16 protein-coding genes are annotated in these 23,108 nt (G+C 59.8%); 10 read left to right on the top strand and 6 right to left on the bottom strand.

Features of this window, described 5'->3' with window-relative positions; genetic code table 11:
- The first annotated feature begins 88 nt into the window (after positions 1-88).
- From hemE to speE, 3 genes are all read left to right on the top strand, one after another.
- Positions 89-1,150, top strand: a complete 1,062-nt coding sequence (hemE, locus tag NAT49_RS08285; RefSeq protein ID WP_251593123.1) for a uroporphyrinogen decarboxylase — start codon at positions 89-91, stop codon at positions 1,148-1,150.
- Positions 1,143-1,493 (top strand): VanZ family protein, encoded by a 351-nt coding sequence (locus NAT49_RS08280; RefSeq protein ID WP_251593122.1) that lies wholly within the window; start codon positions 1,143-1,145, stop codon positions 1,491-1,493. The genes hemE and NAT49_RS08280 overlap by 8 nt, the downstream gene beginning before the upstream one ends.
- 147 nt (positions 1,494-1,640) lie before the next feature.
- A complete protein-coding gene (gene speE / locus NAT49_RS08275; protein ID WP_251593121.1) occupies positions 1,641-2,501 on the top strand; it encodes a polyamine aminopropyltransferase in 861 nt (286 codons plus the stop codon).
- A 67-nt stretch (positions 2,502-2,568) separates the two neighbouring features.
- On the opposite strand, the gene NAT49_RS08270 is transcribed toward speE, so the two are convergent.
- Positions 2,569-4,800, bottom strand: coding sequence for a mechanosensitive ion channel family protein (locus NAT49_RS08270; protein ID WP_251593120.1), 2,232 nt, complete (start codon positions 4,798-4,800; stop codon positions 2,569-2,571).
- Positions 4,801-4,996: 196 nt separating this feature from the next.
- On the opposite strand from NAT49_RS08270, the gene NAT49_RS08265 reads away from it, so the two are divergent.
- A complete protein-coding gene (locus NAT49_RS08265; RefSeq protein WP_251593119.1) occupies positions 4,997-6,979 on the top strand; it encodes an acetoacetate--CoA ligase in 1,983 nt (660 codons plus the stop codon).
- Positions 6,980-7,094: 115 nt separating this feature from the next.
- Here the strand turns inward: NAT49_RS08265 and NAT49_RS08260 are convergent, their stop codons facing one another.
- Positions 7,095-7,469, bottom strand: coding sequence for a hypothetical protein (locus tag NAT49_RS08260; RefSeq protein WP_251593118.1), 375 nt, complete (start codon positions 7,467-7,469; stop codon positions 7,095-7,097).
- A 382-nt stretch (positions 7,470-7,851) separates the two neighbouring features.
- Between NAT49_RS08260 and NAT49_RS08255 the strand changes: the two genes are divergently transcribed.
- The 3 genes from NAT49_RS08255 (at position 7,852) to NAT49_RS08245 (ending at position 14,482) form a co-directional block, all read left to right on the top strand.
- Entirely contained in the window at positions 7,852-10,014 is a 2,163-nt protein-coding gene (locus NAT49_RS08255) for a methyl-accepting chemotaxis protein (protein WP_251593117.1), read from the top strand.
- Between the two features lie 150 nt (positions 10,015-10,164).
- Positions 10,165-12,063 carry a methyl-accepting chemotaxis protein gene (locus NAT49_RS08250; RefSeq protein ID WP_251593115.1) on the top strand — a complete coding sequence of 633 codons (1,899 nt, stop codon included), beginning with the start codon at positions 10,165-10,167 and terminating at the stop codon, positions 12,061-12,063.
- A 268-nt stretch (positions 12,064-12,331) separates the two neighbouring features.
- Complete coding sequence (locus tag NAT49_RS08245; RefSeq protein ID WP_251593113.1) at positions 12,332-14,482, top strand: methyl-accepting chemotaxis protein; 2,151 nt, start codon at positions 12,332-12,334, stop codon at positions 14,480-14,482.
- A gap of 249 nt (positions 14,483-14,731) precedes the next feature.
- On the opposite strand, the gene NAT49_RS08240 is transcribed toward NAT49_RS08245, so the two are convergent.
- Positions 14,732-15,661: a LysR family transcriptional regulator gene (locus NAT49_RS08240; protein WP_251593110.1), complete on the bottom strand. Its 930-nt coding sequence runs from the start codon at positions 15,659-15,661 to the stop codon at positions 14,732-14,734.
- Positions 15,662-15,793: 132 nt separating this feature from the next.
- On the opposite strand from NAT49_RS08240, the gene NAT49_RS08235 reads away from it, so the two are divergent.
- The 3 genes from NAT49_RS08235 to NAT49_RS08225 all read left to right on the top strand — a co-directional run bounded on the left by NAT49_RS08235 (position 15,794) and on the right by NAT49_RS08225 (position 18,129).
- Complete coding sequence (locus tag NAT49_RS08235) at positions 15,794-16,573, top strand: ferredoxin--NADP reductase (protein WP_251593108.1); 780 nt, start codon at positions 15,794-15,796, stop codon at positions 16,571-16,573.
- Positions 16,574-16,764: 191 nt separating this feature from the next.
- Complete coding sequence (locus NAT49_RS08230; RefSeq protein WP_251593106.1) at positions 16,765-17,367, top strand: FMN-dependent NADH-azoreductase; 603 nt, start codon at positions 16,765-16,767, stop codon at positions 17,365-17,367.
- Positions 17,368-17,517: 150 nt separating this feature from the next.
- Positions 17,518-18,129, top strand: a complete 612-nt coding sequence (locus tag NAT49_RS08225) for a glutathione S-transferase family protein (RefSeq protein ID WP_251593105.1) — start codon at positions 17,518-17,520, stop codon at positions 18,127-18,129.
- Between the two features lie 55 nt (positions 18,130-18,184).
- Here NAT49_RS08225 and NAT49_RS08220 read toward each other — a convergent pair whose 3' ends face one another.
- From NAT49_RS08220 to typA, 3 genes are all read right to left on the bottom strand, one after another.
- Positions 18,185-19,396, bottom strand: coding sequence for a dicarboxylate/amino acid:cation symporter (locus NAT49_RS08220; protein ID WP_251593575.1), 1,212 nt, complete (start codon positions 19,394-19,396; stop codon positions 18,185-18,187).
- A 193-nt stretch (positions 19,397-19,589) separates the two neighbouring features.
- Positions 19,590-20,873 (bottom strand): diguanylate cyclase domain-containing protein, encoded by a 1,284-nt coding sequence (locus NAT49_RS08215; RefSeq protein WP_251593104.1) that lies wholly within the window; start codon positions 20,871-20,873, stop codon positions 19,590-19,592.
- 118 nt (positions 20,874-20,991) lie between these two features.
- Positions 20,992-22,806: a translational GTPase TypA gene (gene typA / locus NAT49_RS08210; RefSeq protein WP_251593102.1), complete on the bottom strand. Its 1,815-nt coding sequence runs from the start codon at positions 22,804-22,806 to the stop codon at positions 20,992-20,994.
- Between the last annotated feature and the right edge of the window lie 302 nt (positions 22,807-23,108).

The raw sequence follows: 23,108 nt of genomic DNA, 5'->3' as shown, positions 1-23,108 counted from the left end.
GATAGTTGGACGAAGCGATCAAGGCTCGGGTCAAATATCGGCGGCTTGAGTACACTAGCCTCACACCCACGCGATAGAGTTTCTTTGAATGACGCTTAAAAACGATCGTCTCCTGCGCGCGCTGGCGCGACAGCCTGTGGACCGCACGCCGGTCTGGATGATGCGCCAGGCTGGCCGCTACCTGCCTGAATACCGTGATGTTCGAAGCCATGTCGGCAGCTTCATGAACCTGTGTCGAGATCGGGATCGTGCCTGTGAAGTTACCATTCAACCGCTCGAGCGGTTCGATCTCGACGCGGCGATCCTGTTTTCCGACATTCTGACCATTCCTGATGCCATGGGCCTCGGCCTTTACTTCGAAACCGGCGAAGGCCCGAAATTCTCGCACCCGGTGCGCGACCGCAAAAGTGTCGAGCGGCTCGAAGCCCCGAACGCCGAGCGTGATCTCGACTACGTCATGAACGCGGTCTCGACGATCCGACGTGAGCTCAATGGCCGCGTGCCGTTGATCGGCTTTTCAGGCAGTCCCTGGACGCTTGCCACCTATATGGTCGAAGGCGGCTCCAGCAAGGACTTCCGCCACATCAAGTCGATGCTCTACAGCGAGCCCGAGGTTCTTCACCACCTGCTCTCGGTGCTGGCCGATGCGGTGACCGACTATCTGAACGCGCAGATTCGTGCCGGTGCCCAGGTCGTCCAGATCTTCGATACCTGGGGTGGGGCACTCTCGACGCCTGCCTATCAGGCCTTCTCGCTCGACTATATGACCCGAATCGTCAGTAACCTGATTCGCGAGCACGACGGTCGTCGGGTGCCGGTCATCCTGTTCACCAAAAATGGCGGTCAGTGGCTCGAGCGCATCGCGGATTCCGGTGCTGATGCCCTCGGTCTCGACTGGACCACCGAGCTTTCGGATGCCCGCGCACGCGTCGGTGATCGAGTGGCACTTCAAGGCAATCTTGACCCCAATGTGCTCTTTGCCAAGCCGCCGGCAATTCGCGCCGAGGTCAAGCGCGTGCTCGACAGCTTCGGCACCGGCAACGGCCACGTCTTCAACCTCGGGCACGGGATTTCCCAGTTCACCCCGCCCGAGCACGTCAACGCCTTCATTGATGCCCTGCATGAGATGAGCCCGGGCTACCATGACTAATGCCCGTCTGTTTGCCGGGCTCGCCCTGATCTGGGGTCTGGCAATCGCGGTGGGCAGTCTCATGCCCGGGGAGGCGCTGCCGAGTGCGCTGCCCTGGGACAAGCTTCAGCACGCGCTCGGCTATGGCGGGCTTGCGCTGTTGTTCTATCTGAGCGGGCGTACCCGGCTGTGGGCGTTGATGGTCGCGTTCGCGTTCGGCATTGCCATTGAATACGCCCAGTGCCTGGTGCCGGGGCGTATGGGCGGTGATTGGGCCGATATTCTGGCCAACACGCTCGGGGCGGTGATGGGGCTTTTTATCGCAACGGTTGTTCAGTACCTAGGGCGACTCTCGGGGCAGTGAGCCGTCGTTCCGTGCAAGGCATGCGTGATCGCGCAATAGTGCTTTTGTTTCCGTGTTCGGCTCGCTATCGTGCGAGCGGGAATGGGCCGGATGCGTTCGGCCCGAGATGAATGGCGCCCGAATGGCGGGCCGTGCAGGAGAGTGATGATGAGCGATCAACCGATCGAAGGCTGGTTTACAGAAGTCTTCGACCGCCACGGCAGTGCGATTGCGTTGAAAGTGCAGGAAAAGCTTCTGGACATCACGTCGGAGTATCAGCACTTGGAGGTCTATCAGACCGAGACCTATGGTCGTCTGATGGTGCTCGACGGCTGTGTGATGCTGACCGACCGTGACAATTTTCTTTACCACGAGATGATGACGCATCCGGCGCTTCTGACCCACGGCGCGCCGCGCCGCGTCGTGATCATCGGTGGCGGCGACTGCGGCACCCTCAAGGAAGTGCTCAAGCACGAGCGCGTCGAGCACGTGACCCAGATCGACATCGACGAAGAAGTGACCAATGCGGCCAGGCAATTCTTCCCGGCGCTGGTCGAGCGCAACGATGACCCGCGGGCCGAGCTGCTGTTCGAGGATGGCGTCAAGTGGGTCGATGCCTGCGACGAAGAGAGCGTGGATGTGTTGATCATCGATTCCACCGACCCGGTCGGGCCTGCAGAAGGGCTCTTCAAGACCGACTTCCTGAAGCGCTGCCACCGCATTCTGAAGCCGGGTGGCGTAATGGTGCAGCAAAGCGAATCACCGCTTTATCACACCGAGACCATCATCAAGTCGCTGCGCGAGGACATGGGGTCAGCCGGGTTTGAAAGCGTTGCGACGCTGCCGTTTCCGCAGCCGACGTATCCCTCTGGCTGGTGGAGCTGCACGATGGCCGGCAAGGGCTGCGATGTGACGGCGTTCGACCCTACAACAGCGCGCACCGAGCATCTTGAACTTGAGTATTACACGCCAGAGCTTCACAAGGCGGCGCTGACGCTGCCGCCGTTCATGAAACGCCACCTCGGGTGAGCGTTACCGGCGCTCGTCTTGAGCGCCGGACCGCCTCTTTCAAAGGCCTTTGGTTTTTAAGGGGGGCTCAGTTGGGGCCGTCGCCGGGCGACGGCTCCTCCGGTAGCGGCGTTGCGTACTGCATCGCCGAAGCGCCCTTGTTCGGCCCACCGCTTTCCATCTGAACACTCATCCGCGACATCGCCATGTCGACGCCGTCGGCCTCCATCCGGCGTTTCAAGCGCAGGTTGAATTCGCGGGCCACGTTCCACTGCATGACCGGAGACGTTCGAAACTGCGCGCGCAGGATGGCCGCGCCGTTATCGAAGCTTTCGATGCCCTGAAACTCCAGCGGCGACCAGATGTAGAACCGACCGAATGTGTCCTGTCGCAGTTCGTCGGCGACTTCCTGAATCATCTTGATGGCGTCGTCGATCTTGAGCTGATGTGGGATACGAATGCGGAAGAGGGCGATGCCGAACTCGCGGGAAAAGTTCTGGATCGATTTGATCTGACTGAACGGAATCGAGTGAACGATGCCGTCGAGGTCACGAAGGCGCACGGTGCGAATGCTGAGTTTCTCCACCGTTCCCATATGGCCGCCAACGTCGACGAAGTCATCGATGGCAAGCGTATCCTCGATCAGAATGAAGACGCCGGTAATCAAATCCTGCACCAGCGTTTGCGCCCCGAACCCGACCGCCAGACCGATCACACCGGCACCGGCCAGAAGCGGCGTCACGTTCACACCCAGGTTGGCCAGAATCACGATCAGCGTGATCACCGCGATGGTGACGAACACCACGTTTCGGATCAGTGGGGCAATGGTTTGCGCGCGGGTGCTCTGGTGGCGGCCGCGATGGGTTTTCATCGTCGACTTGAGCGCCTGTTGAATCGCGGTATCAAGAATGATCCACACGAACCACGCCAATAGAAGCGTGCTGCCAAGGCTCAGAATCGTGTTGAGCACGTACTGCCAGAGCACGGTGGGGGAGCGGGTTTCGGTCAGGCTGTGCCCCCAGAAGCGCAGCGCGATCTCGAGAAACAGCACCCAACTCAAGAGCTGCGCGAGGATATAGCCAAAGCGCACCAGACGCCGCCAGTACAGCGAATGGCGGCGGCGCTTGAAATCGGGGCGACGGCGCTGCTCATCGCGGCGAAGAAGCCCGTTGCTGATCAGCACCACCACCAGCACCACCGCCGTCAATACCGCCTTGGTGAACGCGTTGCGGGCATCGCCGCTTAGCGTGATGTTCGACACGAACAGGGCGGTTACGAACAGCGTTGCCGGGATGTGCCAGATGCGTCCGAGCGCATACAGAAATTCGACCAGGTGGCTTCGTTTCTTGCGAAGCGGGTAGTCGCTGTTCTGGATCAGGTGGCGAATCGGACGCTTGAATCGAATGATGAAAATGCCGGCGATGATGACCGCGACCAGGCTGCTCAGCTCGGAAACGAAGCCGGCCAGGCCGTCGCCCATGAGTTCTCTGAGCTCGGGGGCATTGGCCGCATCGCTCATGGCGGCGAGCGCGGCAATGAAGAACAGGCGGCCAAGCGCGCGCTTTCTCAGGATGCGTTGAGCGGTCCGCCGGTGGCCGTATCCGAACAGTGAAAAGATGATGTCACAGATCAGCCGGAACAAAAGGCCGGCAAGCCCGATGTAGGCCACCGTCATGCCGAGCGTGATGCCGGGCGTGGTCGGCAGAAACGACGCTGCTCCAAGTGTGACCCCAAAGGCGATGCCCCAGGGCAGTGCCCGGCGCAGAAAGAATCGGGTGATCGCCAGAAGCGACGGTTCTTCCGGCAGTGCCATTGGCCACTCGTAATGGCGAACCAGAAAGCGAATCAGCCATTTGAGGGCCCAGGCAAGCCCCAGCCAGCAGCCAAGCGTGATCAGGAAGTCCCCCAGAATTCGCCCGGCCGTCAGGTCGAACGTGAGCCGCTGGCTCAGGTTCTTCCAGGCCTCGATCGCCTGCGCGCGCCAGCGGTCGAGAAAGCTCAGGTTTTCCCCGTTATCGAGCTGGTCGAGCGAATCGGCAAGGGCGCCCAGCAGGCCGGATGAGCCGCCCTCGCTCGCGCCTTCGCGTGCGGCGTTGGCCTGTTGCAGGCTTTTCAGGCTGTCGAGCAGGGCCTTGCGGTCCTGATCGTTTTCAAGCGTTTTGATCACCTCATCAAGCGACTGATTCAGCGTCTGGGCCGAGGCGGTCTGGTCGCCGCCGCCCTGTCCCGGCAGGGCCGCAAGCGCCGTGGTCGACATCAACGCCATCCAGAGCGTCAATATCAAATACGCCCATCGCGGGCCCGTGCGTGCTCGCCTCATTTAAATTCCTTGGCTTGGTCGGTGGGAGGGGTACTTTGCCATGGCTTGTGGCTGCAACCCAGCCCGCCGTGGGTCAGTGTCTTTTAATAAGCACGTTTTAAACTACAGTGGAGAACGTAGACCGGATGTCGCGTTCGAACGGACGGCGTCCGTCATGTCGATACCGAGGCACGGGCCTCGCTGAGGAGTTCGTTAGATGGCCAACCACGCTCATTCTTCGTCGACGCCGCTATGGCAGCCTTCCGAAGGCCGTATCGCGGCGTCCCAGATGACCGCACTGATGCGCCGGCTCGAGCGCGACCACGACGTTACGCTTAAGGATTACGCGGCGCTTCATGCCTTCAGTGTCGACCAGCTCGAGACGTTCTGGTCGGAGCTTTGGGGCGATTTCAACCTGATCGCCCTTGAGGCGCCAGACAAAACGCTCAGCTTTCCAAAAGGTCAGGACGGGCGCATGGAGCACGCAACGTGGTTCGAGGGGGCCCGGCTCAACTACGCCGCCAACTGCCTCTGGCGTCGGGACGATGCGCCGGCGCTGATCTGCCGTGACGAGCGTGGCCGGCGTGAATCGATCAGTTATTACGCGCTGTATGACGAGGTCGCCAAGCTTGTGTGCGCGCTGGAAGCGGCCGGCGTCACTGCGGGGGATCGGGTGGCGGGTATCGTGCCCAACAGCAAGCATGCCGTAATCGGGCTTCTGGCCTCGGCAAGTCTCGGCGCGATCTGGTCGTCGTGTTCGCCGGATTTCGGCGAGGCCGGCATTCTCGACCGGTTCAGCCAGATCGAGCCCAAGGTGCTGATTGCCTGCGATGGCTACAGCTGGGGCGGCAAGGCAATCGACATCCGCGAGCGGCTTGGCAAGGTGAGCGCGCAGCTCGAAAGCGTGGTGACGACCGTTGTCTTCGGCTTTCTGGAGGACGAACCGGATCTTGAAGCCATCGAAAAGAGCGTGCGTTGGGAGACGTTTCTTGAAAACGACGCCTATGAAATCGATTTCCGGGCGCAGGCGTTCGATCACCCGCTCTACATCCTCTATTCCTCCGGCACCACCGGCGTGCCCAAATGCATCGTGCACGGGGCTGGCGGGTCGCTGTTGCAGCATTTGAAGGAGCATCGTCTTCACGTCGATCTCGACCGCGACGACGTGCTGTTTTTCTACACCACCTGCGGTTGGATGATGTGGAACTGGCTGGTGTCCGGGCTCGCAACCGGATCGACTCTGGTGCTCTATGATGGCATGCCGCTGCACCCCTCGAAGGATGCGCTGTGGCGCATCATCGATGAGGATCAGGTCAGCGTGTTCGGGACCAGTGCGCGCTACATCGCCACCTGTGAAAAGGAAGGTTTGAAGCCGGGCCGTGAGTTCGAGCTTTCGGCGCTGCGCGCCATTCTCTCGACCGGCTCGGCGCTGTCCCACGAGTCGTTCGATTACGTCTATGAAGACATTGGGTCTGATCTGATGCTGGGGTCAATTTCAGGGGGCACCGACATCGTTTCCTGCTTCGCGTTGAGCTGCCCGATCAAGCCCGTCTACCGCGGCGAGCTTCAGTGTCTGGGGTTGGGTATGGATGTGGCTGTGTTCGATGAGGCGGGCGAGCCGGTGGTCGGTGAGAAGGGCGAGCTGGTCTGTCGCAAGCCCTTTCCCTGCATGCCGGTCAAGTTCTGGAATGACCCGGAGGGCACACGGTTTCATGGCGCCTACTTCGAGGAATTCGACAACATCTGGGCGCACGGCGATTTCGCCGAGCTGACGCCCAACGGGGGCGTGATCATTCACGGGCGCTCGGATGCGCTTTTAAAACCCGGCGGCGTGCGCATCGGCACGGCGGAAATCTACCGTCAGGTCGAAAAGGTCGAGGCGGTCAAGGAGGCGTTGTGCATCGGTCAGCAGTGGGATGGCGATATGCGTCTGGTGCTGTTTGTGACCCTGAAGGAAGGGCATGAGCTTGATGAGGCGCTTGCGCAGAGCATCCGCACCACCGTTCGTGAAAACGCAACCCCTCGGCACGTGCCGTCCATCATTCTTGAGGCGCCGGAACTGCCGCGCACGCGCTCCGGCAAGCTGGTGGAGCTTGCCGTCACCGACGTCGTGCACGGGCGCCCGGTCAAGAACAAGGAAGCGCTCGCCAACCCTGACGCACTCGCGTTCTTCGAATCATTGGAGGCGCTGTCCAACTAGCGGCTATCCAAAGAGCGACTATTTAACGAGTGGTTTTCTAGAGAACGGCTATCCAAAGAGCGGCATGACCGCACCCATGTGGCCGATCTGATTCGCCCGTGATTCACGGGCGTTTTCAGGAGGCCGATTTCTTGCGTTTCGAGGGGCGCGCCTCGCCCACACCGTCGTCTTCATGCGTGCCATGCGTACTCGGGGGGCGGCCGGTGCGCGGGTCATTGGGCCGAGTGATCATCGGCGCCCGGCCGGACATCGCGATGACCTGCGCCTTCAGGTAATGCGGCAGCAGCCACAGCTCGGCCATAAGGCGCAAAACGATCATCGCACACAGCATGGCACCGACGCCGGTGCCCCAGCGCAAAAGCTCCTGATGCAGGCCGCCAAGCCACAGCCAATAGGCGCCGTAGCCAAGAATGGCCAGTTGCAACAGGCCGTGCAGGGTCGTGATGACACGACGGGACAAGGGGCGGTCGGGAAAGAGAAAATGTCGCATAGCACTCTGGGTTACCAAAAGGGTCGCGGCGGCGGGAGGCCCCGTTCGCACGGTGTGGGCGCTTATCCTAGCGAATGCGCTAAAGGCTGTCGTTAGATTGCTGTGTCAAAACGTTGCGGTGTGTAGTTGCCGGCAGCATGACCTCGGATTAACTGAATTCTTGCTGAGCCAGGGCGTAGCGCTGTTCGGACCACGCTCTCTAAAACAATCGGTTAAAGGGTTTTTTGTACGCTTTTCTATTAAAGGTGGCTCTGATGTTTCATGGTCCACTAAGTTTTGCCTCGGCTGCGTCGTTATCTAGGAAGAGCGCCTCCGGATAAGCCACATGCTGTTCTGGAGGGGCGATAAGGTGCTTCCTCTAGCCGAATGTGGGCCGAACAATATGAAAAACTTCAAGTCCATCAAACATTTTGTCGTACTGGCCGCAGGGGCGTGCATTCTAGCCGTTGTCGCCGCGCTTCTTGCATACAACTACTTTGCCACGGCTCGAACCGAAGAAGCCGTCGAGAACCGCACATCGTCGCTTCTGAAAAGCGGCATCGATGAGCGTTTGTCCTCGCTGTCCGAGGCCAAGGCCAGTGAGATCAACCGCAAGCTCGAGCAGGCGCTCGGCATCGCCAAGGATCTGGCCAGTGCCAGTGAACTGGTGGCGACACCGGAAAGCGATGGCGCGCATCGAATCGGACGGCCTGAGCTTTCTGCGCTGGTTAAAAAGGCCGTGTCCGACAATCCCTTCCTGCTTGATGCCTTCATCGGCTGGGAGCCGAATGCGTTCGGGCCTGACAGCGCCTACAGCGTGCCAAGCGACAATACCGAAAGCTACGACGGCAGCGGCCGGTTTCGTCCCTGGTCGTATCGCAATGACCAGGGAGTTGTCGAAGTTCTTTCTCTCAATGAAGAGGGCATGAGCAGCGAGAAGATGCTCGACTCAGGCATTCGCCGGGGCGAGTACTATCTGTGTTCCAAGGAATCCGGCGAGACCTGTATCGTCGACCCGGCCTTTTACGACTACGGCGGCAAGCAGGTCATGGTCGCGACCTTCAGTGTACCGATCATCGTCGATGGCACCTTCCGCGGCATCGCAGGCACAGACCTGTCGGTCGATTTCATTCAGGGCCTGCTGACCCAGGCCAACGGAGAGCTTTATGACGGCGCCGGTCGCATGGCGCTGGTTGCCCCGGTTGGCCGCCTTGTAGCCTACACCGGTGATGCCTCAATGCTCGGTAAACCCGCGGTCGACATTCTTCAGGGTTCCAGTATCGAACGTCTCAAGCAGGTTCAGCAGGGTGGCAACACGGTTCAGGTGATGGATCAGGACTCGGGTATGGTCGAGATCTACAAGCCGGTTAAGATCGGTGAGACCGGGGTGACCTGGGCACTGGTCATTCACTTGCCGATTTCGGCGGTCATGGCGGATCTGGCGACACTTCAGCAGGAACTGCACGACCAGCGCGTGACCGATATTCTGGGCATGCTCGCCATCAGTGCGGTCGTCACGGTGCTTGGGCTGATGCTTATCTGGTGGGTCGGTCGCAACATCGCACGTCCGCTTGGTCATCTGGCCGATCGCATGCAGGATATTGCCAGTGGCGATGGGGATCTGACCCAGCGTCTGCCGGTGTCCGGTCGCAACGAACTTGCCGCGGTGGCGGCTCAGTTCAACGCCTTCGTCGAGAAGATCAACGGGGTCATGCTCGATGTGCGTGACAGCAGTGAGAACGTAAAACTGGCGTCTGGCGAGATTTCAACCGGCAGCCTCGATCTATCCCGCCGTACCGAAAACACCGCTGCAAGCCTCGAGGAATCTGCCGCGGCAATGGAAGAGCTGACCAGTACGGTGGCCAATTCCGCCGAGTCCTCACGTCACGCCTCGACCATCTCCTCAAGCGCGGCCAAGTCCGCTGAAGAAGGCGGTGAGGCCATGGTCGAAGTCACGGCGACCATGCGTGAAATCAGCAACTCCGCCAAGGAGATCGAAAGCATCATCGGCGTGATCGATTCCATCGCCTTCCAGACCAATCTGTTGGCGCTGAACGCCTCGGTCGAGGCGGCGCGAGCCGGCGAGCAGGGCCGAGGCTTTGCCGTGGTGGCAGAAGAAGTTCGAAGCCTTGCCAACCGCAGCACCAAGGCCGCTAAAGAGATCAAGACGCTGATCGATGCCTCGGTCGACAAGACCGCCAGCGGCGAAGCATTGGTTCAGCGGGCCGGCGAGCGCATCACCGGAATCGTCGATCAGGTTCGGCGCGTCAATGACCTGATCGGGGAAATCTCGACGGCCGCGGAGGAGCAGAATACCGGTATTTTCCAGGTCAATCAGGCGGTCTCACAGCTTGATCAGATGACCCAGGAAAATGCGGCGCTGGTCGAGGAGTCCGCGGCGGCGTCCGATGCCCTCAGCCAGGAAGCCCGTCGCCTGGCCGACATTATCGGTGTCTTCCGGCTTCGAGAGCGCGGTGAGCACGAGTATGTCGCGACCGGTCACTACGTTACCGAGTCAGATGAAGCGCCATCAGCGCACGCGCGTGAGCGCGAGTACATCGACTGAGCATGAGCCGGTCGAGCAGAAAACGGCGCCTTCGGGCGCCGTTTTTTTAGCCAAGATGAATGTATCGGGGCATGGTCAAGTTCCTCTTTATTGAGACGATAAGTTAGGTAAGTTTTTTAGCACTTTAGGCTTACCTAAAAAGGAAAGTTCATGCTCACTTCGATACGTGCCCGGATTTTAGTGTTCTGCGTTGCCATCATCGTGTTCGCGCTTGCGCTGACCGGTGTTGCAACGTACGCGGTGACCAGTGCCTATAACGACGCCTCCATCAAGGCCAACCTGACCTCGATCGCGGATGGCTACAGCCGTTCGATCGAGGAGTGGGACGCCAGCCGCCGCTCGATTCTGAATGCAGCCGGCAACGATGCGCTGTCCGATCACGAGGTTAAAGGTCTGCAACAGGCCGCGCGCAGTGGCGGCTTCTCAATGGTGTATATCGCCTATGGAGACGATACGTTCGTTTCAAGTAGTGGCTGGACGCCCCCGGCCGATTTCACTCCGACCCAGCGCGCCTGGTATCAGAAAGCGCTCGAACAGGACGGATTGATCGTCACCAAGCCCTACATGGACGCATCAACAGGCTCTCTGGCCATCGCATACGCTTTGCCGATTAAATCCGAGGGGCAAACGGTGGGTGTCATGGGCGCGGATGTAAGCCTCAAGAGCGTGACTCAAAACGTTAATTCCCTGAAGCCAACCCCTGAGAGCTATGCGTTTCTGGTCGACCGTAGCGGCACGCTCGTGGCGCACCCTGATCAAGCCATGGTGCTGAAATCGCTGGGTGAATTGGGGGGCGGGCTTGATATCAGCACCCTGACGCAGGCCGCTCAGTCGCAAAATGTACTGGATGCAACGATCGGGGCTCAGCAGGTCTTGTTGTTCGCGGTGCCTGTTGCGGGCACCGACTGGACGCTTGCGATCGCCCTTGATCGCACTGACGCCATGGCCGGGCTTGCAAGCATCGTCAAGACGACCGTGATTGCCCTGGTGGTGGTCGGTCTGCTGGCATCCTTGCTGCTCTGGGCGATTCTGACCCCCATTTTCCGCCGAATGAACGACGTCCGCGATGCGATGATCGATGTGAGTGAAGGCGAGGGTGATCTGACCAAACGTTTACCGCTTGCCCGACGCAACGATGAGATCAACCAGATTGCCGGTTCGTTCAACGCCTTCGTCGACAAGATCAACGGTGTCATGCTCGATGTGCGCGACAGCAGCGAGAACGTAAAGCTTGCCTCGGGGGAAATCTCGACCGGCAGTCTGGACCTGTCTCGGCGCACTGAAAATACCGCCGCAAGCCTTGAGGAATCCGCCGCAGCGATGGAAGAGCTGACCAGTACGGTGGCCAACTCTGCCGAGTCCTCACGCCACGCCTCGACCATTTCCTCAAGCGCCGCCCAGGCCGCCGAAGAGGGCGGCGACGCCATGGTCGAAGTCACGGCGACCATGCGGGAAATCAGCGATTCCGCCAGGGAGATCGAAAGCATCATCGGCGTGATCGATTCCATCGCCTTCCAGACCAACCTGCTGGCGCTGAACGCCTCGGTCGAAGCGGCGCGGGCCGGCGAACAGGGCCGCGGCTTTGCCGTGGTAGCAGAGGAAGTTCGAAGCCTTGCCAACCGCAGTACCAAGGCCGCCAAGGAAATCAAGACACTGATCGATTCGTCCGTCGACAAGACCGCCAGCGGCGAAGCGCTGGTTCAGAGAGCCGGCGAACGTATTACCGGAATCGTTGATCAGGTTCGCCGCGTCAATGACCTGATCGGGGAAATCTCGACGGCCGCGGAGGAGCAGAACACCGGCATTTCACAGGTGAACCGGTCGGTTTCCCAGCTTGATCAGATGACCCAGGAGAACGCGGCACTGGTCGAGGAGTCGGCGGCGGCGTCTGACGCACTCAGTCAGGAGGCGCAGCGGCTTTCAGAGATCATCGGTGTCTTCCGGCTCAGCGAGCGGGGCCGGTCAACCGATGCCCTCTCCAGACCTACACCGACACCGTCATCTGGAGCCTACCGTGCGTCGCGTCAGCCCGAGTTCGACCACAGCTGACGGTAAGGCCCGAGCCCGGTTCACAAACGTCCTGCCACGGCGCCTGCGGGCGCCGTTTTATAAAAGGCGTTTATGAGAGTCAGCGTTCAAAACTGGACTAAATCACTCAAGCTTATTTTGTGCCTCGCCGTTACTCAGACTACTGGCCCATCGAATGGGTCGAAATGACCGGCCCTCGTTTACCAGGCGTGGCGGCGTTGTTGTAAGCATGCTGGTGCATGAAGGCTGTGCACCTTGGATACTCCCCTACGTTCGAGTCCATTGCGATATGAATTATTTCAAATCGATCAAACACTTTGTGGTCCTCGCGGCGGGCGCCTGTATTCTCGCGGTCGTCGCAGCTCTTCTGATTTACAGCTATTTCTCGACGACGCGCACGGCAGAGGTCGTCGAAACGCAAACGGAAAGCCTGATGCGTGAGTCCATCAATGCGCGCCTTGAATCGGTGGCTTCCGATCAGGCCGGCGAGATCAACCGTCAGCTCGAAAAGGCCCTGAGCGTCTCCCGTGAGCTTGCCAACGCCAATGAGTTGATGGCGCCTGCCTCCGGTGGCCCGGCGCTCGACATCAGCCGCGATGAGCTCTCGGCGATGATCAAGCAGACGGTTGCCAAGAATGAGTTCCTGCTTGATGCCTTTATCGGGTGGGAGCCGAACGCGTTCGGCAGTGACAGCGAGTACGCCGGCCGCGAAACCGGCGGCTATGACGGTTCCGGCCGCTTCATGCCGTGGTGGTATCGAACCGGCACCGGCGCGGTGGAAGTCCTGCCACTCGGTGCGACCATGGACAGCCAGAAGGTCATGGAGTCCGGCATTCGTGAGGGCGAGTACTATCTGTGTCCGAAGGAAAGCGGCAGCACCTGCGTTATTGATCCCGCCATCTATGACTACGACGGCAAGGACGTCATGGTTACGTCGTTCAACGTGCCGATCATGGTCGATGGCGAGTTCAAGGGCGTGGTCGGTACCGACCTCTCGGTCAACTTCATCCAGGGGCTGCTTTCACGCGCCGATCAGAACCTTTATGACGGTGCTGGCGATATGGCACTCATCGCACCGGGAGGTGGCCTGGTGGCCTTTACCGGGGACGCGTCGAAACTTGGTCAGAACGCATCCACTGCGCTGGATCAGCAGGTCATCCAGCGCATCGAGCAGGCCCGCCGCTCCGGGCAGCCGATCAATGTGACCGACAGCGCCGCAGGAACGATCAAACTGATTCACCCCTTCGAGATCGGAAATACCGGTACCCGATGGACGCTGATGCTCAGCCTGCCGGAATCCGCGGTATTTGCGCAGCTCAACGCCATGCAAGGCCAGATCACCGAGCAACGCACCTCCGACGTCGTCGGCATGCTGTTGGTAAGCGCTCTGATCGCGGCCATCGGTCTTGCCTTCATCTGGTGGGTCGGGCGCGGTATTTCACAGCCGCTGGCCGAGCTTGCCGGGCGCATGCAGGGCATTGCCTCGGGCGATGGAGATCTGACCCAGCGTCTGCCGGTGACGAGTCGCAATGAACTCGGACAGGTCTGCGAGCAGTTCAATGCGTTCATTGGCAAGATCGAGCGCGTCATGATCGATGTGCGTAACAGCAGTGAGAACGTCAAGCTGGCTTCCGCCGAGGTGTCGACCGGCAGTCTCGATCTGTCCCGGCGTACGGAGAATACTGCGGCAAGTCTCGAGGAGTCCGCGGCGGCAATGGAGGAGCTTACGGGTACGGTCGCGAATTCCACTGAATCCTCGCGCCACGCATCGGCCCTGTCGCGCGACGCCGCCAAGGCTGCAGAAAGTGGTGGGGATGTAATGGCGGAAGTTGTCGGCACCATGCGTGAGATCAGTAGCTCTTCCAAGGAAATCGAAAGCATCATCGATGTCATCGACGCCATTGCCTTCCAGACCAACCTGCTGGCGCTGAACGCCTCGGTCGAGGCTGCGCGTGCCGGCGAGCAGGGACGGGGCTTTGCCGTGGTGGCCGAGGAGGTTCGAAGCCTTGCCAACCGCAGCACCAAGGCGGCCAAGGAAATCAAGACGTTGATCGATGCCTCGGTCGAGAAAACCACCAACGGTGAGGCGCTGGTCAAGCAGGCCGGTGACAAGATCGGGGACATCGTCGAGCAGGTTCGGCGCGTCAATGGGCTGATCGCCGAGATCACCACGGCGGCGGAAGAGCAGAACACCGGCATCTTCCAGGTCAATCAGGCGGTCTCCCAGCTCGATCAGATGACCCAGGAAAACGCGGCGCTGGTCGAGGAATCTGCCGCCGCAGCCGATTCTCTTAGTCAAGAAGCGACGCGTCTGGCCGAAATAGTAGGTACGTTCCGAGTGAGTGAGGATTCAGCGGCCGTGTATTCACCGGTTGCCGGACAGCCCACGCGGAGCGGCAGTGTGCAAAGAAGCGCAAGGGATCACGAAGAGTTCGTTTGAAACTCGGTGAGTGCAGATAAAGACGCAGAGCAAGACGCAGGGATACACAGCAAGAGCCGGGAGGTGACCGGCCACGCAGGAAGGCGCGCATGAGCGTTTTCCATGAGTCAGCGGTGGCATGCCACCGCAACCGTTGGTGCGGCGTTGGGTGACCTCGCACCATGTCGCCGAGAAGCCCAGCGCCTATGGCATTGGAATCTTCTCCTTGGCGCCGGCCTTTGCCGGCGCTTTTTTTTGCCTTTTATCCTGTCATGACGTTTGCAGGTGATCGAAGGTGATTTCATCGCTGCGGGTGGCATGCATGGTGGTGTCCCGACAGAGCTTCAGGAATTCTCTCAGGCCGGGGGTCAGGTATTTTTGCCGGTGCCAGATGAAATAGAACTGACGACTCAGGTCCAGATCCGGGGTGTGAATCGGTGCCAGCGAGCCGCGCCGAAAGGCATCCTTGAGCGCCAGCCGTGACACGCACCCGATGCCGAGGCGGGCCTCGACCGCGCGCTTGATGCCTTCGGTGTGTTCGAGTTCGAGCTGAATCTCGAAGCGCTGGTGGCGGTGGCGCATCGCCTGCTCGAGGGTTCGGCGGGTGCCCGAGCCGTCTTCGCGCATGATCCAGTCCTCTCGAAGCAGGCGTTCCATCGTTACGCTCTGATGCGCCAGCGGGTGATCGGGGGCGCAAAATACGCTCAGCTCGTCGGCAACCCAGGGCTGCATCACGATTTCCTCATGCTGCAAGTCGCCCTCGATCAACCCAAGGTCCAGCTCGTGATGCACGACCCGTTCGACGATGGTGGAGGTGTTGCGCACGTGCAGTCGCACGCGACTTTGTGGGTGTCGGGCGCGAAACTCTCGAATCAGAAGTGGGGCTAGGTAGTTGCCGATGGTGAGCGTCGCACCGACGTCCAATGAGCCGACGCCGGTCTGGCCCTGGAGCAGTTCCTCGATTTCCTCGGCGCGGTCAAGCAGGGACACCGCCTTGGGCAGCAACTGAAAGCCGATGGCGTTGAGCTTGAGTCGTTTGCCGATGCGGTCGAACAGCTGGCAATCGAATTGACGTTCGAGTTCGCCCAGGGCGGTGCTGGTGGCCGATTGAGACAGCGCGAGCGCCTCGGCGGCCTTGGAGACGTTTTCGACCTGACCGACAGCGATGAAGACTTCCAATTGACGAAGCGTGAAGCGCATGGCTCGACCTATATCTGTGGAATAGATATTTAATATTCGGATAATTCATTTAACGGATAAAGAGCGCTGACATACACTGAGCCCAGAATTTTTGACGGCGCTTGCGCCACCGGTCATTCAAGGAATCGTGTCATGAGCAGCAAGTTTTCTACCGAAGAAGTATTGAGCGTTCATCACTGGAACGACACCCTGTTCAGCTTCAAGACCACGCGTGAGCGTACGCTTCGATTCAAGAACGGTCAGTTCGTCATGATCGGGCTCGAAGTGGACGGCAAGCCGCTGACGCGCGCCTACTCGGTCGCCAGTCCCAACTACGAAGACCATCTTGAATTCTTCTCGATCAAGGTTCAGGACGGCCCGCTGACCTCACGCCTTCAGCATTTGAAAGTCGGTGACTCGATTCTGGTCAGCCGCAAGCCGACCGGCACACTGGTGCTGGATGACCTGCTGCCAGGGCGTAACCTGTACATGCTTTCGACCGGCACCGGCCTTGCTCCGTTCATGGGCCTGATTCAGGACCCGGAAGCGTACGAGCGTTTCGACAACATCGTATTGATTCACGGCGTTCGTCATGTCAACGAGCTGGCCTATCAGGACTTCATCACCAAGGAACTGCCGGAGCATGAGTACCTGGGTGACGAGATCCGCGAGAAACTGATCTATTACCCGACCGTGACGCGGGAAGAGTACGCCACCATGGGGCGCCTGACTGACCACATTCGTACCGGCAAGCTGTTTGAAGACACCGGACTTCCGCCGATGGATCCGAAACAGGACCGTGCGATGATCTGTGGTAGCCCCGCGATGCTCGAAGAGAGTAGCCAGGTGCTTGACGAGCTGGGCTTCAACATTTCGCCGCGCATGGGTGAGCCGGGCGATTACGTGATCGAGCGTGCCTTCGTCGAGAAATAAGACCCCAACTAAATCGTTAAAAAAGCACGGCTTCGGCCGTGTTTTTTTATAGCTGCCGCCCTGTCAGGGCCGCGCAGCAACACTCAACGTTCGATAAAAACGAACAAATAAAGGGAAAATATCCGCTTTTTATTCGATTTAATCGGCGGTAACGTGGCTTCAGATACTCACCCTTTTGACAGGAGCACACCATGCCACGTCTACTCGTCTTGAAATCGAGCATTCTTGCCACGTATTCACAGTCCACGCAGCTTGCTGACTACACCATCGAGCAGTGGCGCGCGCGTCACGGCGATGACAGCGTTACCGTTCGCGATCTGGCCGAGTCCCCGGTGCCAATGCTCGACAATGAACTGATCGGGGCCATTCGCCCAAGCGATGCGCCCATGAGTGCCCGTCAGGAAGAAGTGCATGAGCTTTCAAATGCGCTGATCGACGAACTCAAGGCGCATGACACCATCGTCATCACGGCGCCGATGTACAACTTCTCGATTCCGACACAGCTGAAAGCCTATTTCGACCTCATCGCCCGAGCGGGCGTGACGTTCCGCTACACCGAAAATGGCCCCGAGGGGTTACTCGAGAACAAGCAGGCGCTGGTGATTACCACGCGCGGTGGTATTCACAAGGGCACCGCGGAAGACATGGTCGCGCCGTATGTTGCCACGTTCCTTGGCTTTATCGGCATTACCGACGTCGAAACCGTGTACGCCGAAGGCCTTGCCATGGGCCAGGAATCTGCCGAGCAGGCACAGGCCTCTGCGCGCGAAGAGATCGAACGCTGGTTTGCCTGAGTTCATAGAGCGTCTTGATTCTCTCTTGAAACGCCGCGTCGATCGCGGCGTTTTTTATGCGACAAACACGCGCCTCGTGGCATACCCTAATTTAGGCGTGGCGCCGTCGGTGTCGCGGGGTTCTGTGTTCAGGGCGTTTAGGAGTCGATCATGATTGTATTGTATGGCTATCCCCATTCGCGCTCAGCGCGCGTCGCCTGGGTCTTGGAAGAGCTGGGGCTCGACTACGAGTATCGGATGGTGGATTTGAAGTCAGGCTCGGGCCAGCAGCCGGAACATCTGGCGCGTCACCCGGACGGCAAGGTGCCGGTGCTGTGCGATGGCGATCTCACGTTGTTCGAGTCCGCCGCGATCTGTCGCTACCTGGCCGCACAGTACGGAAAGGGGCGTCTTCTGCCGGAGTGCATTGCCGAGCAGGCCGTCATCGACCAGTGGCTTTCGTTTGTCACCACCGAGCTCGAACAGCCGCTCTGGACACAGGCCAAGCACAGCTTCCTGTTTCCCGAAGCGCAGCGGCGTGAGGAGATCATTCCCGTGGCGCGCTGGGAATTCGACAAGGCAGTACAGGCCTTGCAGCGGCGCTTCGACGGTAAGGGCTATGTGACCGGCACCCTGTCATTGGCCGATCTGTTTCTGGCCCAGACCCTTGCCTGGGCGCGAGGCATGGTGAAGCATGAGCTGCCCGAGTCACTCGATACCTACACAAATGAACTGATCGCCCGCCCGGCGTTCGAGCGCGCCCGAAAGCGAGAAGCCTGCTGATCGAGCCCGCTCCGGCCTCGGGCCGGAGCGGGAGACGCGTGCGTGCGCTGGAGGGTCAGGCCGTGGCCTTTTGATTGTAGGTCTCGAGATCCAGCTCGTTTTCGCTCTTGCCGATCAGCGTGGTGACCATTAGATCGCCCGCTACATTGACGCTGGTGCGGGCCATATCGAGAATACGATCGATGCCGGCCACCACAGCCAGCGCCTCCAGCGGCAGACCGATCTGTGACATCACGATCGAGAGCATGATCAGCCCGGCGCCGGGGACACCCGCGGTGCCGATCGAGGCGAGCGTACCGGTCAGGATGATCATGCCGTAATCGGTCATCGACAGCTCCGTGCCGGTCAGCTGCGCCACGAATACGGCCACAACGCCCTGATAAAGCGCCGTGCCATCCATGTTGATGGTGGCGCCGACGGGCAGCACGAACCCGGCCACCCCTTCGGACACCCCCATGTTCTTCTGGGCGCAGCGGATCGAGACCGGCAGCGTGCCGGAACTCGAGGCGGACGAGTACGCGACCACCAGTGCGTCCAGGCTGCCGCGCAGATACCGCACCGGATTGAGCCCGCCAAGAAGCCTCAAGAGCCCGCTGTAGACCACGAGCACATGCACCACACAGGCCAGATAGACCACGCCGATGACCTTGATCAACGGCAGCAACACGTCCAGCCCATAGCTTCCCGCCACGAACGCCATGAGGCCGAAAACGCCGAAGGGCGCCAGCGCCATGACCAGCTCGGTCAACTTGTACATTGCTTCGGCGAAGCTCTCGAACAGGCGCACCACGGGCTCGCCTTTCTCACCGATCAGGGTCAGCGAGACCCCGAGTGCGATCGCGAACACGATGATTTGCAGGATATTGCCGGAAGACAGCGCATCGATCGGATTCTGGGGGACCAGGTTGACCAGAATATCGACCAGTGACGGCGCCTCCTTGGCCTCGACCGGCGCATCGAAGGAAAGATCGAGCCCGGTGCCTGGCTGAAAGAGCCAGGCTGCAAGCAGGCCGATGGCGATCGCGAATGCGGTGGTGATCAGATACAGCGCGATGGTTTTGCCACCGATGCGGCCCATCTTTTTCGGATCGCGCATGGCCGTGATGCCGACCACCAGGGTCGAAAAGACCAGCGGTACGATCAGCATCTTGATGGCACTGATGAAAATGTCGCCGATGGGTTTCAATACACTTGCCTGTTCACCGAGCAGAACACCGGTGAGCGCGCCTAGAATCAATCCGGCCAATATCTTGGCCCACAGTGGCATACGCCGATAAAGGTTTGGGGGGGTGGAGGAGTCGGACACGTGAGTTACCTTTTTAATTGTCGGGCATAACGAGGTGAGATGGCGGCGTTATAGGTGTTGTGCGCCATCCTAAGTTGCGACGATAACGAGTATCCGAGGGAAAAGGCGAGCCACTAGAGCAATATTGCATCACCGATGCGAGCTTGGACTGGTATCAGGTGCGTCTTGAGTCCGAATAAGCGCACACACAGCCTCGTCCCTGTCGCTTGGCATTGAACAGCGCCTGATCAGCCAGGTTTAGAAGGGTATGCACTCGGCGGCTGTCAGCGGGGCACAGTGCCACACCGATCGAGGAGGTTGTGTGGAAGATCTGGTTTTCAAGGTGCCAGGGGGCCTGAAGGGCATGACAAAGGCGCTCGGCATGCGCGAGTGCGTGGTCGGCATCGGCGATTACCACGACGAATTCGTCGCCGCCGATTCGGGCCACCGTATCCCCGATGTTGAGGTGCTCGGTCAGTCGATTCGCCAGTGCCGTCAGTAGCGCATCGCCAATGTCATGGCCGTGGCGATCATTGATGTTCTTGAAGTGATCGATGTCCAGATACAGCAGGGCAAACGCGCTTTCCTGCTGGACTCTTCGACCGAGGTCGTCGAGCAGTTGGCGTCGATTGGGAATCCCGGTCAGGGCATCCTCGTAGGCAAGCCGATGCAGGCGCTGCTCGTACTGCACCCGCTCCTGAATGTCTCGGCAGGTGAAGACGATCTGGTATTCCTCGATGTCATCGAACCAGGTCATCGACCGCGAAATCTCGAACCAGCGGTAGGTGCCGGATGCGAGCCGCAGGCGGCAGCGGGTCGTGGGAAGCTCCCGATTTTCAGGTGGCAATATCAGGTCGCGTTGAAGTCTCCGAACGTCCTCCGGATGAATGATCGAGCCGATCTGTCGGTCGATGTATTCCGAAAGAGCAAGGCCCAACTGATGCTCGAAGGAGGGCGATAGATAGGTAATCGTGCCATCAAGGCGGCGCGTGCCGACGATGTCACTCATGTTCTCGGCGATCAGCCGGTACTTCTGCTCCTTCAGTGCCAACTCCTGTTCGGCCTCGACGCGGTCGGTGATATTGCGACTGACGATCACGAGCTGGTGTCGAGCACCCTGGGTGGTGAACGAGGGCGTCTTGACCACTTCCCACGTGTTGAGCCGGCCATCGAGTTCGAAGGATTTGTAGATGGTCAGTGCCTTGCCATGGGCCCAGGCCTGCTCGTCAGTCTTCAGGTTGTAGCGAAACGCGTCGATCAGATGCGGGCGAAAGGCAGCGAGCTCCATATCGGTCATGCCAATGTAATCGAGCCCTTCAAGTTCGTAGGTATCGATCACGGCGCGGTTGGCGACCAGCCATCGGCCTTCACCGTCCTTTAGAACAATGAATTCGGTGACAGCGTCGATCAGGTAGCGAAGCTGAGCGGCGGTGCTCGAGGCAGGCGGGTCGTAAACCACAGACGTGTTCTCGTTCGAAGGCGATGTTCTGTTATCGGCCCTAGACGGACGCAGTTGAAGTTTTCGGGGATAAAAAAAGGAGGCCCTTAGGCCTCCCTTTCATGACGATCGTAACGAATCAGCCGCTTTTCTTGGCGCGTTTGCGTTCGTTCTCGGTCAGGTGCTTTTTGCGAAGGCGGATGAAGTTCGGCGTGATCTCGACCAGTTCGTCGTCATCAAGGAACTCGATGGCCTGCTCCAGCGTGAAACGGATGGGCGGCGTCAGCACGATGTTCTCATCGTTGCCGGAAGCGCGCATGTTGTCGAGCTTCTTGGCCTTGGTCGGGTTGACCACCATGTCGTCGGCGCGGTTGTTGATGCCGATCAGCATGCCTTCATAGACTTCGGTGCCGTGCTCGACGATCAGCTTGCCGCGGTCCTGCAGCGCGTACAGCGCGTACGCCAGCGCCTTGCCGGGCACCATGGAGACCAGAACACCGTTGCGGCGCTTGATCTGGGCGTCGGGTTTCAGCGCGCCGTAATGATCGAAGCGGCTGGTCAGGATGCCGGTGCCGGAGGTCAGGGTCAGGAACTGACCGCGGAAGCCGATCAGGCCACGTGCCGGGATGATGAAGTCAAGACGCACACGGCCCTTGCCATCCGGGTTCATGTTGGTCAGCTCGCCCTTGCGGTAGCCGAGCTCTTCCATGACTGCGCCCTGATGCTGCTCTTCGCAGTCGATGATGACTTCTTCGTACGGCTCCTGCTTGGTGCCCTCGATCTCACGAATGATGACCTCGGGGCGGCCAACGGCCAGCTCGTAGCCTTCACGACGCATGGATTCGATCAGAACCGACAGGTGAAGCTCGCCGCGACCGGAGACCTTGAACTTCTCGGGGCTGTCACCCTGCTCGACGCGAAGCGCGACGTTGTGGATCAGCTCCTGATCCAGACGCTCCTTGATGTTGCGGCTGGTGACGAACTTGCCGTCCTTGCCCGCGAACGGCGAATCGTTGACCTGGAAGGTCATGGAGACGGTCGGCTCGTCAACGGTCAGTGCCGGCAGCGCTTCGACGGCGCTCGGGTCGCACAGCGTATCGGAGATCGCGAGGTCTTCGATGCCGGTGATGCAGATGATGTCGCCGGCGGTGGCTTCGTTGGTCTGCATGCGCTCGAGGCCCATGTGGGTCATGACCTGACCGATCTTGCCGCGACGGGTGTTGCCTTCCTTGGTGATGACGCTGATCTGCTGGCCCGGCTTGACGCTGCCGCGCTTGATGCGGCCAAGGCCGATAACGCCGACGTAGCTGTTGTAGTCGAGCGCCGAGATCTGCATCTGGAACGGCGCTTCAAGCTCGACCTTGGGCGGTTCGACGATGTCGACGATGGACTGGAACATCGGGTCCATGTTCTCTTCCAGCGCGTCCGGGTCAGTGCCGGCGATGCCGTTCAGGGCCGAGCAGTAGATGATCGGGAAGTCGAGCTGTTCATCGGACGCGCCGAGGTTGTCGAACAGATCGAAGATCTGGTCGATGACCCAGTCAGGGCGCGCGCCGGGGCGGTCGATCTTGTTGACGACCACGATCGGCTTGAGGCCCTGATCGAAGGCTTTTTGGGTAACGAAGCGAGTCTGCGGCATCGGGCCGTCGACGGCATCGACCAGCAGCAGCACGGAATCGACCATCGACATGACGCGCTCGACCTCGCCACCGAAGTCGGCGTGTCCAGGGGTGTCGACGATGTTGATGTGGTAATCGTGCCACTGGATGGCGGTATTCTTTGCCAGGATCGTGATGCCACGCTCTTTTTCCTGGTCGTTGGAGTCCATGATGCGCTCTTGGTTTTCGGCCTTGCGGTCGAGCGTACCGGACTGTTGCAGCAATTTATCGACCAGCGTGGTCTTGCCATGGTCGACGTGCGCGATAATGGCAATATTGCGAAGTTTTTCGATCACAATGGGGTCCTGTCGGGAAAGGCGACGCCAAACGGCATCACAATGCTTGTGTAGGTTGAGGTGCAAAGCGGCCGAGCGGCGGCTTGTATTGTCGTCTTGCGGCCAGCCTGTCACCTCGAAAAGCCACACCAGCCAAAGACGTCGATGCCGTGCATCGCGGGTGGGCGTATTGTCCCGGCTTAGACGGCTCGCTTCAAGCCAATGGCCGGTTTATTTTCAACCGATCCACGTCGCTGCACCAATATGGAACACATGGTAAGGCGCTTGAGCGCTTATGGTGCACTCTGCGTGCTGTATGTGTG

Origin of the sequence: Larsenimonas suaedae (assembly GCF_023712105.1) — a bacterium.
GTDB classification, from domain to species: Bacteria; Pseudomonadota; Gammaproteobacteria; order Pseudomonadales; family Halomonadaceae; genus Larsenimonas; species Larsenimonas suaedae.
The sequence above is the reverse complement of the archived record's forward strand: the minus strand, read 5'-3'. Positions and strand labels throughout refer to the sequence as shown.